Annotated in this window: 13 protein-coding genes and 1 pseudogene; 6 read left to right on the top strand and 8 right to left on the bottom strand. The window is 65.0% G+C overall.

The window, feature by feature from the left end; translation table 11 throughout:
• Positions 1-13: 13 nt before the first annotated feature.
• On the bottom strand, positions 14-307 hold the full coding sequence (locus D1F64_RS11025) for a succinate dehydrogenase assembly factor 2 (protein WP_117414551.1): 294 nt from the start codon (positions 305-307) through the stop codon (positions 14-16).
• Between the two features lie 231 nt (positions 308-538).
• Between D1F64_RS11025 and recG the strand changes: the two are divergent.
• Positions 539-2,640, top strand: a pseudogene (gene recG, locus D1F64_RS11020) (ATP-dependent DNA helicase RecG).
• Positions 2,641-2,642: 2 nt separating this feature from the next.
• Here recG and D1F64_RS11015 read toward each other — a convergent pair.
• Positions 2,643-3,359: a DUF502 domain-containing protein gene (locus D1F64_RS11015; protein ID WP_117412488.1), complete on the bottom strand. Its 717-nt coding sequence runs from the start codon at positions 3,357-3,359 to the stop codon at positions 2,643-2,645.
• A 354-nt stretch (positions 3,360-3,713) separates the two neighbouring features.
• Between D1F64_RS11015 and D1F64_RS24555 the strand changes: the two genes are divergently transcribed.
• A complete protein-coding gene (locus D1F64_RS24555) occupies positions 3,714-3,974 on the top strand; it encodes a YbaN family protein (protein ID WP_248304730.1) in 261 nt (86 codons plus the stop codon).
• 17 nt (positions 3,975-3,991) lie between these two features.
• Positions 3,992-4,129 carry a hypothetical protein gene (locus D1F64_RS24550; protein ID WP_248304729.1) on the top strand — a complete coding sequence of 46 codons (138 nt, stop codon included), beginning with the start codon at positions 3,992-3,994 and terminating at the stop codon, positions 4,127-4,129.
• A 66-nt stretch (positions 4,130-4,195) separates the two neighbouring features.
• Here the strand turns inward: D1F64_RS24550 and glmS are convergent, their stop codons facing one another.
• Entirely contained in the window at positions 4,196-6,022 is a 1,827-nt protein-coding gene (gene glmS, locus D1F64_RS11005) for a glutamine--fructose-6-phosphate transaminase (isomerizing) (protein ID WP_117412487.1), read from the bottom strand.
• A 277-nt stretch (positions 6,023-6,299) separates the two neighbouring features.
• Positions 6,300-7,649 (bottom strand): bifunctional UDP-N-acetylglucosamine diphosphorylase/glucosamine-1-phosphate N-acetyltransferase GlmU, encoded by a 1,350-nt coding sequence (glmU, locus tag D1F64_RS11000; protein ID WP_117412486.1) that lies wholly within the window; start codon positions 7,647-7,649, stop codon positions 6,300-6,302.
• A gap of 356 nt (positions 7,650-8,005) precedes the next feature.
• Between glmU and D1F64_RS10995 the strand changes: the two genes are divergently transcribed.
• The 3 genes from D1F64_RS10995 (at position 8,006) to D1F64_RS10985 (ending at position 10,780) form a co-directional block, all read left to right on the top strand.
• A complete protein-coding gene (locus tag D1F64_RS10995) occupies positions 8,006-8,734 on the top strand; it encodes a hypothetical protein (RefSeq protein WP_117412485.1) in 729 nt (242 codons plus the stop codon).
• Between the two features lie 131 nt (positions 8,735-8,865).
• Positions 8,866-9,714, top strand: a complete 849-nt coding sequence (gene rlmJ / locus D1F64_RS10990) for a 23S rRNA (adenine(2030)-N(6))-methyltransferase RlmJ (RefSeq protein ID WP_117412484.1) — start codon at positions 8,866-8,868, stop codon at positions 9,712-9,714.
• A gap of 127 nt (positions 9,715-9,841) precedes the next feature.
• Positions 9,842-10,780 (top strand): DMT family transporter, encoded by a 939-nt coding sequence (locus tag D1F64_RS10985; protein ID WP_117412483.1) that lies wholly within the window; start codon positions 9,842-9,844, stop codon positions 10,778-10,780.
• Positions 10,781-10,845: 65 nt separating this feature from the next.
• Here the strand turns inward: D1F64_RS10985 and D1F64_RS10980 are convergent, their stop codons facing one another.
• The 4 genes from D1F64_RS10980 to soxC all read right to left on the bottom strand — a co-directional run bounded on the left by D1F64_RS10980 (position 10,846) and on the right by soxC (position 14,594).
• A complete protein-coding gene (locus tag D1F64_RS10980; protein WP_205470787.1) occupies positions 10,846-12,090 on the bottom strand; it encodes an NAD(P)/FAD-dependent oxidoreductase in 1,245 nt (414 codons plus the stop codon).
• 55 nt (positions 12,091-12,145) lie between these two features.
• Positions 12,146-12,568, bottom strand: a complete 423-nt coding sequence (locus D1F64_RS10975) for a c-type cytochrome (protein ID WP_248304728.1) — start codon at positions 12,566-12,568, stop codon at positions 12,146-12,148.
• Positions 12,569-12,658: 90 nt separating this feature from the next.
• Positions 12,659-13,330, bottom strand: a complete 672-nt coding sequence (locus D1F64_RS10970; protein ID WP_117412480.1) for a cytochrome c — start codon at positions 13,328-13,330, stop codon at positions 12,659-12,661.
• Positions 13,314-14,594 carry a sulfite dehydrogenase gene (gene soxC, locus D1F64_RS10965; protein WP_117412479.1) on the bottom strand — a complete coding sequence of 427 codons (1,281 nt, stop codon included), beginning with the start codon at positions 14,592-14,594 and terminating at the stop codon, positions 13,314-13,316. Before soxC ends, D1F64_RS10970 begins: the two co-directional genes overlap by 17 nt.
• Positions 14,595-14,687 lie beyond the last annotated feature (93 nt).

Genomic DNA, 14,687 nt, shown 5'->3' with positions numbered 1-14,687 from the left:
ATCGCAGGTAGTGTCAGATCACGCCGCCATTGGCCGCATGGAAGTCGGCCACCGCCTTGAAGATGTCGGTGTCGTATTCGGCCGGCACCGGATCGCGTCCGGTGAACCAGGCCAGAAGGTCGTTGTCGCCTGCGTCCATCAGATGCTCGAGCCGGTCGAGCGCGCCGTCATCAAGCGTCTCGAGATTGGCCTGCGCGTAACCGCCCAGAAGAAGGTCCATCTCCTTGATGCCGCGGTGCCAGCAACGATAGAGCATGCGCTTGCGGCGCACATCGAGCCCCGCGCTGGATCGGCTAACTCCGGTCATCGGCATGTCCTCGGTTGTCTGTATCGGTGCCCCGGGCGGCGGAGGGGTCCGGTTCCGCGAGCCCGATGCGCCCGGGCCGCGCGTCTGTATAGCGCCGCGTTTCCGCTCTGTCAGCGCCTGATACCACGCACCACGATGGGTATCGGCATTGCGAAGCGCACAATTGCCGTGCCAAATGCGCCGACGCTCCGTTGCCCTGACACGCGATTCCGAAATCCGGCCGAGTTTTCCATGCGCCCGCCCCTGCTCGACCCGCTGTTTGCCCCCGTCTCAACGCTTCCCGGCGTGGGGCCGAAGATCGAAAAGCTGATCGCCACACTTGTCGGCGTCGGAGGCGAGCGCGACGCGCATGTGGCCGATCTGCTGTTCCATCTGCCGTCCACCGTCATTGACCGGCGCAATCAGCCGGGAATCGCCTATTCGGCGGAAGGCGCCATCGTCACGCTGAAGGTGCGCATCGACCGGCATCAGCCCGTGCCGCGCGGCAGCCGCGCGCCCTACCGCATCTTCGCCCATGACGACACCGGCGAGATCGCGCTGGTGTTCTTCCATCCCCGCCAGGACTGGCTGGAGCGCACCGCACCCGTCGGCGAGACCCGCTATGTGAGCGGCAAGGTCGAATGGTTCAATGGTCAGCCGCAAATGGTGCACCCGGACCATATCGTCACGGGCGAGGAATTCGACGGCCTGCTGCTGGTGGAACCGGTCTATCCGATGACCGCGGGACTTGCCTCGAAAACCCTGCAGAAGGCCATTGCCGGCGCGCTGGCCAATGTGCCGCCGATGCCGGAATGGCTGTCCGAGGCGCATCTGGCGCGCGATCACTGGCCGGACTTCCGCTCGGCGCTGGAAACCGTGCATCATCCGCACGAGCCCAGGGAAATCGATCCGGCCTCGCCGGCCTGGTCGCGGCTGGCGTATGACGAATATCTGGCCAGCCAGCTGGCGCTCGCCATGGTGCGCGCGCAGATGCGCAAGGTCGCCGGCGTACGGCGCATCGCCACCGGCGAACTCAAGGCCAAGATCCTGGCCGCCCTGCCCTTCAGCCTGACGCCGGGCCAGCAAACCGCCGTGGCCGAGATCGAGGCCGATCTGGCGGCGCCCGAGCGCATGCTGCGGCTGCTCCAGGGCGACGTGGGCGCGGGCAAGACCGTTGTGGCGCTGCTGGCGATGGCGGCCGCCATCGAGGCGGGCGGACAGGCGGCGCTGATGGCGCCGACGGAAATTCTCGCCCGTCAGCACCTGCGCTCCATCGAACCCCTGTGCAAAGCGGCGGGACTCACCGTCGCGCTGCTGACCGGCAAGGCCAAGGCGGCCGAGCGCCGCGCGGTTCTGGAAGGCCTCGCATCCGGCGAGATCGACATTCTCATCGGCACGCATGCGTTGTTCCAGAGCACCGTGGAGTTCCACAATCTCGCGGTGGCGGTGGTCGACGAGCAGCACCGTTTCGGCGTGCACCAGCGGCTGGCGCTGTCGATGAAGGGTCGCGGCGTGGACGTGCTGGTGATGACGGCGACGCCGATCCCGCGCACGCTGGTGCTGACCTATTTCGGCGACATGGATGTCTCGCAGCTCACCGACAAGCCGGCGGGCCGGCAGGAGATCGAAACCCGCTCCGTGTCGCTCGACCGGCTCGATGAGGTGGTGGCGCGGCTGCACGGGCTGCTGGCGCGCGGCGAGAAGGTCTACTGGGTCTGCCCGCTGGTCGAGGAATCCGAAAAGCTCGACGTGGCGGCGGCCGAGGAGCGCTTCGAGACGCTTCGGCAGGAATTCGGCGACCGGATCGCGCTGGTGCATGGCCGCATGTCCGCGGCGGAGAAAGACGCGGCGATGGAGGAATTCCGTGCCGGATCCAAACAGGTTCTGGTCGCCACCACGGTGATCGAGGTGGGCGTGGACGTGCCCGACGCGACGATCATCGTCATCGAGCACGCGGAACGCTTCGGGCTGGCCCAGTTGCACCAGTTGCGCGGCCGCGTGGGCCGGGGCGACAAGCCATCGACCTGTCTGCTGCTCTACAAGGGCCCCTTGGGGGAAACGTCACGCGCGCGGCTGCAGATCATGCGCGAGACCAACGATGGTTTTCTGATCGCCGAGGAGGATCTGCGGCTGCGCGGAGAGGGCGAAATCCTGGGCACACGGCAAAGCGGCCTGCCGGGGTTCCGCATCGCCAGCATCGAGGCGCATGGAGACCTGATGGACGTGGCGCGCGACGACGCGCGGCTGGTGCTGGAAAAAGACCCGCGCTGACGAGCCCGCGCGGCCAGGCGCTGCGTGTGCTGCTGTATCTGTTCTCGCGCGACGACGCGATCCGGCTGCTGCGCGCGGGCTGACGCTATTCGGCCGGGCTGTCGGCGCTTTCGCGCTCATGCTCGATTGCCGGCGCGGGCACCTTGTCCGCCTGCTTCGCCCTGGCGTCATCCGCCAGCGCACGCGTCTTCTTCTGATATTCCGGCGCCACGAGGCCGGCGGAAATCACCAGCTTGGCGGCGTCCTCAACCCCCATATCGAGTTCCAGGATATCGGCGCGCGGCACGAACAGCAGAAAGCCCGAGGTGGGGTTGGGCGTCGTTGGCAGGAAAACGCTGACGAGCTCCCGGTCGTCACCGAGCAGATGCGCCACCTCCCCCTTGGTGCCGGTCGCCAGAAAGACGATGGCCCAGAGGCCATGGCGCGGGTATTCGATCAGCGCCGCCTTCTTGAAGCTGTTGCCGCGCTGGGACAGGGCGGTTTCGAAAATCTGCTTCAGCCCGCGATAGAGATTCCGCACCACCGGCATGCGGCCGAGAATCTGCTCGCCATAGGAAATCAGCGTGCGGCCCGCGATGTTGGCCGTCAGAAAGCCGATCATCGTGAGCGTGAAGAAGGAAACGATCAGACCGAAACCGGGCACGGCGAAGGGCAGATAGGTATCGGGATTGTAGTGGATCGGAATCCACGGCTTCACCCAGCCGTCGACCCACAGGATCAGCGACCACGTGAGATAGGCGGTGATGCCAAGCGGCCCCGTGATGACGAGGCCGGTCAGAAAGTAGTTTCTCAGTCGGGTCATGGCGCCGGACGACTTCTGAGAATGGGGCTCGGTGGTCAAGATTGCGTCGTCCTACGGTGGCGTCAAGCCAGGTGATGTGCCGGCGCCGGAAGCGCCAAGAGCGATTGCCGAGAGCAGGTTGAGCCGATCAGGCCACCATCGCACGCAATACCAACGCACGAACCGCTCAAACGTTCAGAAATCGAGCAAGTTTTGTGCCGTATGGGGATGCCAGCCCGCAGGCCGCTCACTCTAGCCATACATGCCAGCTATCCCTACATAATAGAAACTCTATGGCATCCGGAAGGCCATTCGCTTGCATAATTTTCAGCCACTCGGCCGCTTCGCTCCACCTGCCCCGCCTGGACTCGTCCCGTGACGCAGCGTCCTCCGCCCAGCAAGCGGCGCAGCCGGCTCCCCGCATCCGGCCGGATGTTTTATGGCGCGCTGGGATTCGTCCTCGTCGGCATCGGGCTCGTCGGCGCGGTGCTGCCGCTGCTGCCCACGACGATCTTCCTCATCCTCGCGGTGCCGTGCTTCGCGCGTTCAAACGAACGCATGGAAACCTGGATCCTGAACCATCCGCAATTCGGCACGCCGGTGCGCCGCTGGATCGAGCACGGCGCAATCCGCTGACGGCAAAGCTCCTTGCCTTGTCCGGGATGGTGATCGGCTACGGCCTCTTCGCCTATTCGGCCGAGGCCAATCCGTTGGCGCTCATCCTGGGCGCGGGCTTCGTGCTGGCCTGCGCGGCCTTCGTCGTGACGCGGCCCTCGGGGCCGGCATCGTGATCGCTCCGGGCTCTCACCGCTGATCCGCAAGCGGCGCCGGCCGGACAGCGGCCGGCGCGCGGCGCATTATTCGACGGTGACCGATTTCGCCAGATTGCGCGGCTGATCCACGTCCGTGCCCATGAAGACGGCCGTGTGATAGGCCAGCAACTGGATCGGGATGGCGTTGACGATCGGAGCGATGGTGGCCGGCATCTGCGGCAGCACCAGCGTTTCCATCGACGCAACCGATGCGGCCTTGGCGCCGTCCTCGTCGGTGATCAGGATGATGCGGCCGCCGCGCGCCGCGACTTCCTGCATGTTGGAGACGGTTTTCTCAAAGATCCTGTCATGCGGCGCGATAACGATGACCGGCATGGTTTCGTCGATCAGCGCGATGGGGCCGTGCTTGAGTTCGCCAGCCGCGTAGCCTTCGGCATGGATGTAGGAGATTTCCTTCAGCTTCAGCGCGCCTTCCATGGCGATCGGGAAGCTGGAGCCGCGGCCGAGATACAGCACGTCGCTGGCCTTGGCGAGCGTGCGCGCCAGGATTTCGGTCTCCGGCTCCAGCTTGAGCGCCTCGACCATGAATTTCGGTATTTCCGAGAGCGCGCGCACCAGCCGGGCCTCATCCTCTGCGTCGAGCACGCCGCGCGCCCGGCCTGCGGCGACCGCGAGCGAGGCGAGGACCGCGAGCTGACAGGTAAAGGCCTTCGTCGAGGCGACGCCGATTTCGGGGCCCGCCAGCGTCGGCAGCACCACATCGGATTCCCGCGCGATGGTGGATTCCAGCACGTTGACCACGGAGGCGATGTGCTGGCCCTGCGAGCGGCAGTAACGCAAGGACGCCAGCGTGTCCGCCGTCTCGCCCGACTGCGAGATGAACACCGCCAGACCGCCGGGCTTCAGCGGCGTCTCGCGATAGCGGAACTCCGAGGCGATATCGATGTCGACCGGCAGGCGCGCCAGCTTCTCGAACCAGTATTTGGCGACAAGGCCCGCGTAATAGGCCGTGCCGCAGGCCGTGATGACGACACGGTCGAGATCCTTGAAATCGAACGGCAGGCCGTTCGGCAGCCGGGTTTCCATGCGGCTCAGATCGAGATAATGCGCCAGGGTGTGGCTGACGACTTCCGGCTGCTCGTGGATCTCCTTGGCCATGAAGTGCCGGTAGTTGCCCTTCTCCACCAGCGAGCGGCTCATCGACGAGATCTGTATGGGGCGGTCGACCACCGCGCCGCTTTCGTCGCGGATGACGGCGCCCTCGCGGGTCACCACCACCCAGTCACCGTCCTCGAGATAGGCGATGCGGCTGGTGAAGGGCGACAGCGCGATGGCGTCGGAGCCGAGATACATCTCACCGTCGCCATAGCCGACCGCCAGCGGATTGCCGCGGCGCGCGCCGATCAGCAGATCGTCGTGGCCTTCGAACAGGATCGCCAGCGCAAACGCACCCTCCAGCCGCACCAGCGCCTGCTGGACGGCGGGCGCCGGCTCCAGCCCCGCCTTGAGACCGGCCGCGACCAGATGGCCCACGACCTCCGTGTCGGTTTCCGTCTCGAACACCACGCCGGTCTGCTCGAGCTCGGTGCGCAGCTCGGCGAAATTCTCGATGATGCCGTTGTGGACGATGGAAACGCCCGCGGCCTTGTGCGGGTGGGCGTTTCTCTCCGTCGGCGCGCCATGGGTGGCCCAACGGGTATGGCCGATGCCGGAATGGCCCATCAGGCCCGCGCCGGGCAGCTTCGCTTCCAGATTGCGCAGCTTTCCTTCCGCGCGCAGCCGCATGAGCTGCCCCGCCTCCAGCGTGGCGACGCCGGCGGAATCATAGCCGCGATATTCCAGCCGCTTCAACGCGTCAACGAGCAGCGGCGCCACCGGCTCGCGACCCAGAATTCCGACGATACCGCACATGCTTCAAACCCTTTCGCCGGACCGGCCGCCGTCATCGCAATGACGCCAGCCGCTTCCGTTTCAATTCCTCGCGGCAATCAAGGGCGGGACAACGCTCACGCGCCCGCCGCCTCCTGCCTTCCGGCGCTCAGCGCACCGGCATTCATCCGTGTCGCTTGTTCCAGCCGGGCGGCCCGCACCGGTCTGCTCCGCGTTCGGCACCACGTTTAACGGGCGGCACCGTGCGAATTGAAATCAAACGTTGTTTCAAGAAATGACAAGGCCCGAGGGCCTCGTCTCAGTCCTTCGGCTTCTTCCGCCTGGCCGCGCGGAAGGCGGCGGCCCAGCCCGGCTTGACCGCCTGGCGGCCACGCGCCACGGCGAAGGCGTCCGCCGGCACGTCATCGACGATGACACTGCCGGCGGCGACAATCGCGCCATCGCCAACCGCCACCGGCGCGACAAGCGCCGAATTGGATCCGATGAAGGCGCCCGCGCCGATATCCGTGTGCGCCTTGGAGAAACCGTCATAGTTGCAGGTGATGGTGCCCGCGCCGACGTTGGCGCCGGCACCCACCCGGGCGTCGCCGATGTAGCTGAGATGATTGACCTTGGCGCCGGCCTCCAGCACCGCCTTCTTCACCTCGACGAAATTGCCGATACGGACGTTTTCGCCCACATCCGCTCCCGGGCGCAACCGGGCATAGGGACCGACGACGGCGCCGGACTTCACATGCGCGCCCTCGACATGGCTGAAAGCGCGGATCGTCGCGCCGTCCTCGACAATGACAGCGGGACCGAACACGACATTCGGTTCGATCAGCACGTCCGCGCCCAGCTTCGTGTCATGGGAAAAGAAAACGGTCTCGGGCGCGATCAGCGTGGCGCCGCCGAGCATCGCGGCATGGCGGGCACGAACCTGGAAGATCGCCTCGCATTGCGCCAGTTGGGCGCGGTTGTTGACGCCCAGAACCTCGTCCGCATGCCCGGTTTCCGCGACCACGGTGTGGCCGCGCGCGTTGGCGATCTCCACCGCATCGGTGAGATAATATTCGCCCTGCGCGTTGCGATTGCCGATGGCGTCGAGCAACTCCGGCAGCAGGCTGCCCGAAAATCCCATGACGCCCGAATTGCAAAGAGTGACCAAGCGTTCTGAATCGCTTGCATCCTTTTCCTCGCGGATGGCGACAAGCCGGCCGCCCTTGACCAGAAGCCGGCCATAGCCGGTGGGGTCGGCCGCCTCAAAGCCCAGCACCGCGAGATCGGCGCCACCCGCCAGCGCTTCGCGCACCCGCATGATGGAGCCGGGGGTAATCAGAGGCGTGTCCCCGAACAGCACCAGCACGTCGTCGGCCGCCCGCTCCAGCGCCGCGCGCGCCGCCAGAACCGCATGTCCGGTTCCCTTGCGCTCATGCTGGACGTGCAGCGTGGCGGGCATGCCGGCCGCGCCCACAAGATCAGCCACCTGCGGCATATCCGGCCCGCACACCACCGCAAGACGGTCCGCGCCCGCCTGATGCGCGGTGGCGATCACATGCGCCAGCATCGGCCGACCGCCGACGGGATGCAGGACTTTCGGGGTCTTCGAGCGCATCCGGGTGCCGAGGCCGGCGGCGAGGATGACGATCAGACAGGTGCGTGCGCTCATCGGTGTCTCAAGTTTTTCGGCCATAAAGGCCCTGTCAATACAACAGATATATAAGGGTGTCAGGTGGTCATGCATCCGCGGCGATTACGGGCTTTCGCGGATCAGCATTACCATGACGCTGTAACAGAAGGTTAGCTTGCGGCGAACATGCCGTTTTCTAACGACTAATCGTTCTTCCTGTCTTGTTCGGGATCTTGTTTCGCGTTCAGATGACAGAAGGACTGTTTCGTTGATTCGGTTCAGGAAGCCGGTGCGAGTTCGTGCAGAAGAAAAAGTCCCAACTTCGTCAGCTGTTCAAAGGCAATGAACGGGTCCGTCCCGCATTGCTGATTTCCGGCTGGGGATTCTGTGCATTGATGGCGTTTCTGTTCGCGGTCTCTGCTTTCCAGTTCCGTATCGATGACGTTGATCTGGAGGCCTCCTACGCGCAAATCCCGCTGCCGCCGGGCGGCGATGTGACGACGACCGCGAATATCGGCACCCGCAACGGTACCCGTGGCGGGGTTCCCCGCCAGCGGTTCGACATATTCGAGGCCTCCTCCCCGGAATCCAACGCGCTGTCCAACCGGATGGACGTGGAGTTGAAGACGCTCCGCCATGAGATCATTGCGTTGCGCCGCTCCTCGGAGGCCATGCGGCATCTCAATGAGCAGCTTTCCATCCGGGTCAACGAGCTCGAGGCGCAGGCGCCGAATGCCCAGCATACGGTGCCGTCCGCCGGGATAAGCCGCTTGCCCTCGGGCGTGCGGCGCTCCGCGTCCAACGACGAACGTCCAGCATCGCAGGCGCCGGTCAGCTCGAGCAGCGCGCCGCGTTCGAACTTCGGAATTGATCTTGGCCGTTATTCCTCACTGGACGACGTGGAAAGCGCCTGGTCGGCGCTCAAGGTGACGGAATCGTCGATTATCGGATCGCTGTCGCCGCTCGCCTCCGTCTACCAGGCCAACGGCAGCCTGAGCGCGCATCTGCTCGCGGGCCCCTTCCCCAATGCGGCGGATGCCGCAAAGACGTGCGCGCGGCTGACCGCGCGCCGGATCGCCTGCAAACCGACGCTTTTTGTCGGCCAACAGCTGACCGCGCGCTGAGACCACTCGTTTTTGCACAAACGAACGATTGTCATTGCCGCGCGTGAGCGCCATAGATCCCGGATCCCGGTCCGGCGCAGCATCGCTCCCGGACCGACGTGTCCTCCAGACCCGACAGAAACGCGCCCCAGATGAACTATCGCCACGCCTACCACGCGGGAAACTTCGCCGATGTGCTCAAGCACATTGTCCTTGCCGCCATCGTCGAACATCTCAAGGGCAAGGAATCCGCCTTCCGGCTGATCGACAGCCACGCCGGCATCGGCGTCTATGATCTCGGCAGCGTGGAGGCGCAGAAGACCGGCGAATGGCGCGACGGCATCGGCCGTCTGATGGCGGCCAAACCGCCGGCGCCTGTCGCCGCGGTGCTCGCGCCCTATCTTGACGTGGTGCGCGCGCTCAACCCCGACGGGCCGTTGACCCGGTACCCGGGTTCTCCGGAAATCGCCCGCAGGCTTGCGCGCAAGCAAGACCGGCTGACACTGGTCGAGTTGCACCCTGACGATCAGGCGACTCTGGCAGCACGCTATGGCGGCGATCACCAGATCAAGCTCATCGAGCTCGACGCCTGGCTGGCGATGCGCAGTTTCGTGCCGCCGAAGGAAAAGCGCGGCGCGGTTCTGATCGATCCGGCGTTTGAGGACACTGACGAATACGTCCATCTCGCCAGCGCCCTGTTCAAGGCGACCCGGCGCTGGTCGAACGGCACCTACGCCGCCTGGTATCCGATCAAGACGCAGACGACGATCAACCATTTTTATCAGATGATGATCGACACAGGCATCCGCAACATCCTGCGCGTCGAGTTGAATGTGGGGCGCGCCTCCACCAACGGGCCGATGAAATCCTGCGGCATGCTGATCATCAATCCGCCGTGGACACTGGAGGCCTCGCTGCGCATGGCAATGCCCTGGCTGACGAAGACGCTGGCGCAAAGCAGCGGCGCGCGTCATTTCATCGACTGGCTTGTTCCGGAATGACAATCCCTTCCAGACGGCGGCGGCGCGAAGCTTGACCGGTCCGGCCGACTGACGCATCGTTGCGGCCGCGCCTTCCAACGCGATGCACCGCCAGCGGCGTATCGCACCTCAAGAACAGACAGTCTTCATGAACCTCACCGAGCGCACCCGCGCCTATCTGCTGCTGTGCGTGATGCCGCTGTTCTTCACGTCGAACCTGATCATCGGGCGCGCGGCGATCGATGCCGTGGAGCCGTTCACGCTGGCCTTCCTGCGCTGGGCGCTGGCCGCCGCGATCCTTCTGCCCTTCGCATGGGGCGGGCTGCGGCGCCATGCGGAGCTGCTGCGCGGCGAATGGCGGCTTTTGACGCTGCTGGGATTTCTCGGCATGTGGATTTGCGGCGCCGTCGTCTATCTGGCGCTGCAGTTCACCACGGCAACCAACGGCACGCTGATCTATACCGCCTCGCCGGTGCTGATCCTGTTGCTGGAGCGGATCTTTCGCGGCCGGGTCATCGGGGTACGGGAAGCCATCGGCATCGTGCTGGCGCTTGGCGGCGTCGTGACCATCGTCGTCAAGGGGAGTGTCGACGTGCTGTTGGGCATGCGTTTCAACGCAGGCGATCTGTTGTTTGCCGGCTGCGCGTTGAGCTGGGCCGTCTATTGCGTATTGCTGAAGGACAGGCGCGTCGCCCCGCTGCCCAGCACCGTGCTGTTTGCCGCGACCACGATCACGGGCGCGCTGACGCTTGCGCCTTTCATGGCCTTTGAAGTCCTCCATACCGGCCGCTTTCCGCTCGACGCCGAGGCATGGCTGTCGATCGGCGGCATCGTCATCAGCGCTTCGCTGCTGGCTTTCTCCTGCTTCCAGTACGGCATCAAGGTTCTTGGGCCCTCGGTGACGGGGCTGTTCATGTATCTTCTGCCGCCCTACGGCGTGTTGATGGCCATCGTATTCCTGGGCGAGGAATTTCATGCATTCCATGCAGCGGGATCCGCGCTGGTGATGAGCGGGCTGATCCTCGCGACTGCACCCAGCCGCCTGCTCACCGCTCCCTTCGCGGCGCTGCGCGGCGCACGCTCCTGAGACATGCGGCATGACTGTGTATTGGGGGCGCGGCAGCGCCGCACCCCGGAGCGTTTTGGTGGCCCCTAGCCGAACATGTCGGCGCTGATGCCCGCGTACCAGCCAACCGACTCCTCGAACGTCGCTTTGCGCAAGGCCGCATCCTCGCCGGTCTGGCTGATGAAGCCGTCAATACTGGCGATCTTCTCGTCGGTCGCCTCGTAGCGCGCCCCGACCTTCACCCCATCGTCGGTATCAATGAGGCTCCAGCAGGTGTTGGCAAAGCGCGCCGGGAATGTTTTCGCGTCCGTCAGCGCGCCGCGCACGGCCATCGCCGCGACTTTTGCCTGGCTGTTGGCGGAGAAGCCGGATTTGGGCATGTCGCCGGCGATACAGGCGTCCCCCAGCACGTGAATGGCCTCGTCCATGCGGCTTTGCATGGTGGCCGGCACGATGGGGCAATAGCCACTGCGGTCGGTCAGCCCGGCTTGCGATGCGATATGGCCCGCCGTCTGGGCCGGGATCACGTTGGCGACGTCCGCCTTGAACGTATCGAGTTCGGTTTCGATTTCTCCGGTTTCCGGATTCAGGCCGGTAACGCCGCCGCTGATGGAGGCGGGCAGCCACTCGATCATTCCGGGATAATGCTTTTCCCAGCCCTCCATGAAGAGGCCCTGCTTGGAGAACTTCTCCTTCGGATCGAGAATGATGATCTTGGCCGTCGGATTGGTCTTCTTGAGCTGATGCGCGACCATGGAGACACGCTCGTAAGGGCCGGGCGGGCACCGGTACGGATTGGGCGGGGCGACCATCACGTAAGTCCCGCCCTCGCGCATGGCCAGGACCTTCTCCTTGAGCAAGGTTGTCTGGGTGCCGGCCTTCCAGGCGTGCGGCATGCGGCCCGCGGCGGCCAGCGAATAGCCCGGCACACTGTCATATTGCAGATCGATTCCGGGGGCCACGACGAGCCGGTCGTAGGGCACGCGCCCGCCGCCGGCCAGGGCCACCTCGCGCGCGTCGCGGTCCACGCCCACGGCCCAGTCGTGCACGACATTGACGCCGTAATCCGAGGCGAGCCCGCCATAGCTGTGACCGATGGAGGCGAGCGTTCGGAAGCCGCCGATATAGAGGTTGGAGAAGAAGCAGGTGTAGTAGCTGCGCGTCGGTTCGATCAGCGTGACGTCGATCGCGCCTTTGGAATCCTTGGCAATGTAGCGCGCGGCCGTGGCCCCGCCGGCGCCGCCGCCGATGACAACGGCGCGCGGGCGGCCCTGCGCGTGAAGGGCGCGGGTGAACCGCGGCGTGGCCGCGACGCCGGCCGTGGCGCCCATATATTTGGCGAATGTCCTTCTTGAAATTCCAGCCATCTCTTCCTCCCGATCTTGTTCAATCGGCCGCCGCGAAATAGGCGGCGAGCGCTGCGATCTGCTCATCCGACAGACTCGACGCGATGAGCTGCATCACGGGGTTGTCCCTCGTCTTGTTCTTGTAGGCATGAAGGGCGCGCGTGAACTCGTCCGGCGGCCAGTTGGTGATTGACGGAATACCGTCATCCGCACCGCTGGCCTGATGGCAGGTCACGCATTCGCTCGCCAGATAGGCGCCATATTCGGGATCGCCCGCATTATCCGATACTGCCCAAACGTCGGGTGTACCGCTAGGCGCCGCGGCGTCAAAAACTGCGGGCGGCCGCATCTGTGAAATCAATTCGGCGCCGCGCGCAACCGCGGCCTCGGGCACGAAGCCCGATAACAGGACGGAACAATAAGCCGCCCCGGCAACCTTGAATGCTCCCAGCGTCCGGAACATCGCGATCCTCCCTCGCAACCCACCAGCCGACACAAGCATCCATACTATAGCAAAACGGCCCGCAGCGTTGCGCCGCGGGCCGTTTGTTTTCTAGTCGACCGAACCGCCGTCCGGCTCTTCGCCCTCCGGCGTCACATCGATGACCACCGCGCGCTTGGTGATCTTCACGTCCGCCTTGCAATCGCTCATGCAAGGCTCTTGCGCACTCGCAAGCGGCGTATCGGGCCGATCATCGTCGATGAAGTTTCCTTCGTTCGGCATGCGGATGGAGGTAAAATTCTCCTTCGACAGCACGAACTCCTCATCGGTGACGATGTCGTTCATGTAGAGCAGATAGGCGACGATCCCGTAGGTCTCGTCCGGAGTCAGGGACTGGGCGTCGCCAAACGGCATCGCGCGATGGATGTAGTCGTAGACGGTGGAGAGATACGGCCAGTAGGAACCGACGGTCTTCACCGGGTTTTGGGACTTCAAGGTGTCCCGGCCGCCGGCGAGCACCGGCCAGCGGTCCACGCCCTCGGCGAAATCGCCGTGGCAGGCCGCACACCGCTCGGCGAAGACCGCCTCACCATCGGTGACGCTGCCCTCACCCTCCGGCAGGCCCTGCCCGTCCGGACGCACGTCGATATCCCAGCCGGCAACCTCCTCGGGCGTCGCTTCCGTACCGATGCCCAGCTTGCCGGCGACGGCGGGAACCGAGATCACGCAGGCGACGACGGCGACACCGGCAAGGCGCGAGAAATGCTCACGAAATTTCGACATTTTCCACCTCGCCATTGGCTTTGACATGCCAGGTCTGGATGCCGTTGTTGTGATAGATCGAGTTGGTGCCGCGCACCGCGCGCAACTCATCCTTGGTTGGCTGCACGTAGCCGGTGTCATCATAGGCGCGCGACTGCACCAGCAGATCGGAGCCGTCCCAGTCGAACTCGTAGTAGAAACGGTGCATCGACTTGTCGAGGCTCGGGCCGTCGATGCGCGCCTGATGCCAGTTCCTGCCGCCATCGGTGGTGACGTCGACGCGGGTGACGCGTCCCCGGCCCGACCACGCGACGCCGGTCAGCACGGTGAAGCCCTTGCCATGGGTGATCGGCGCCTGCGGGCTGGGGCTGGTGACGACGGACTTGGCGTCCATCACCCAGGTGAAGCGCCGCGCCCGGCCGTCGGCGAGAAGATCGGTGTATTTGGAGGTTTCCTCGCGGGCATGCCACGGCTCGTCGCCAACCTCGATGCGGCGGATCCACTTGACCCACATGTTGCCTTCCCAGCCGGGAACGACCAGGCGGGCGGGATAGCCCTGCTCGGGACGCAGCGCCTCGCCGTTCATCTTGAAGGCGATCATGCAATCGTCGAGCGCCTTTTCCAAAGGCAGCGAGCGGTTCATGCCGGCGGCGTCGCCGCCTTCGGGCATCAGCCACTTGGCATTGGTCTTCAGCCCGGCTTCCTCGAGCAGATAGCGCAGCGGCACGCCGGTATACATGACGTTGTGGATCATGCCGTGGGTGAACTGGCAGCCGTTGAGCTGCGCGCCGCGCCACTCCATGCCGGAGTTGGCCGCGCACTCAAGGAAATAGATCCGGTTTACGCGCGGAAAGCGCTTCAGATCGTCGAGCGTGAAGACCAGCTCCTTGTCGACCAGGCCGTTGATCATCAGCCGGTAGTCGGTCGGAGCGACCTCGGCGACACCGCCGTGATGGCGCTCGAAGCACAACCCGTTGGGCGTGATGATGCCGTCGAGATCATGCAGAGGCGTGAAGTTGATCGAGCTTTCGCGCGACGCCGTCAGCCATTCGACGCTGCGGCGAACCACATTGCTTTCATATTCCGAGGGCATGCCATAGGGCGCCGCATCGACGCCTGCGCCGAGATAGCGGCTCCAGTCCGCCACATTCGGCGGCAGGTTTGCCGGATCGCTTTCGGCGCGCACGCCGCCGGCCGCAGCGATCAGGCCGCCGGCCGCCAGGCCACCCTTCAGGAAGCCGCGCCGCGTGGGCCGCGGCAGTTTTCCGTCATCGCCACTTTTCATGGGCATGGACGAGCTCCGTTCGTTTCCTCAACCAAACATATTCGAATGTGAGAATATATTATATCGACCACCATGAAAAGCGTCTGCACGGCA

The sequence above is a fragment of the Breoghania sp. L-A4 genome (genome assembly GCF_003432385.1).
In the GTDB taxonomy this organism is placed as follows: Bacteria; Pseudomonadota; Alphaproteobacteria; order Rhizobiales; family Stappiaceae; genus Breoghania.
Note: the sequence above shows the minus strand (reverse complement) of the source record. Positions and strands in the feature narration are given on the sequence as shown.

Coding starts and splice junctions, on each gene's coding strand:
- D1F64_RS11025 (WP_117414551.1), bottom strand. CDS start 307: ATGACCGGAGTTAGCCGATCCAGCGCGGGGCTCGATGTGCGCCGCAAG.
- D1F64_RS11015 (WP_117412488.1), bottom strand. CDS start 3,359: ATGACCCGACTGAGAAACTACTTTCTGACCGGCCTCGTCATCACGGGG.
- glmS (WP_117412487.1), bottom strand. CDS start 6,022: ATGTGCGGTATCGTCGGAATTCTGGGTCGCGAGCCGGTGGCGCCGCTG.
- glmU (WP_117412486.1), bottom strand. CDS start 7,649: ATGAGCGCACGCACCTGTCTGATCGTCATCCTCGCCGCCGGCCTCGGC.
- D1F64_RS10995 (WP_117412485.1), top strand. CDS start 8,006: ATGGCGTTTCTGTTCGCGGTCTCTGCTTTCCAGTTCCGTATCGATGAC.
- rlmJ (WP_117412484.1), top strand. CDS start 8,866: ATGAACTATCGCCACGCCTACCACGCGGGAAACTTCGCCGATGTGCTC.
- D1F64_RS10985 (WP_117412483.1), top strand. CDS start 9,842: ATGAACCTCACCGAGCGCACCCGCGCCTATCTGCTGCTGTGCGTGATG.
- D1F64_RS10980 (WP_205470787.1), bottom strand. CDS start 12,090: ATGGGCGCCACGGCCGGCGTCGCGGCCACGCCGCGGTTCACCCGCGCC.
- D1F64_RS10975 (WP_248304728.1), bottom strand. CDS start 12,568: ATGTTCCGGACGCTGGGAGCATTCAAGGTTGCCGGGGCGGCTTATTGT.
- D1F64_RS10970 (WP_117412480.1), bottom strand. CDS start 13,330: ATGTCGAAATTTCGTGAGCATTTCTCGCGCCTTGCCGGTGTCGCCGTC.
- soxC (WP_117412479.1), bottom strand. CDS start 14,594: ATGAAAAGTGGCGATGACGGAAAACTGCCGCGGCCCACGCGGCGCGGC.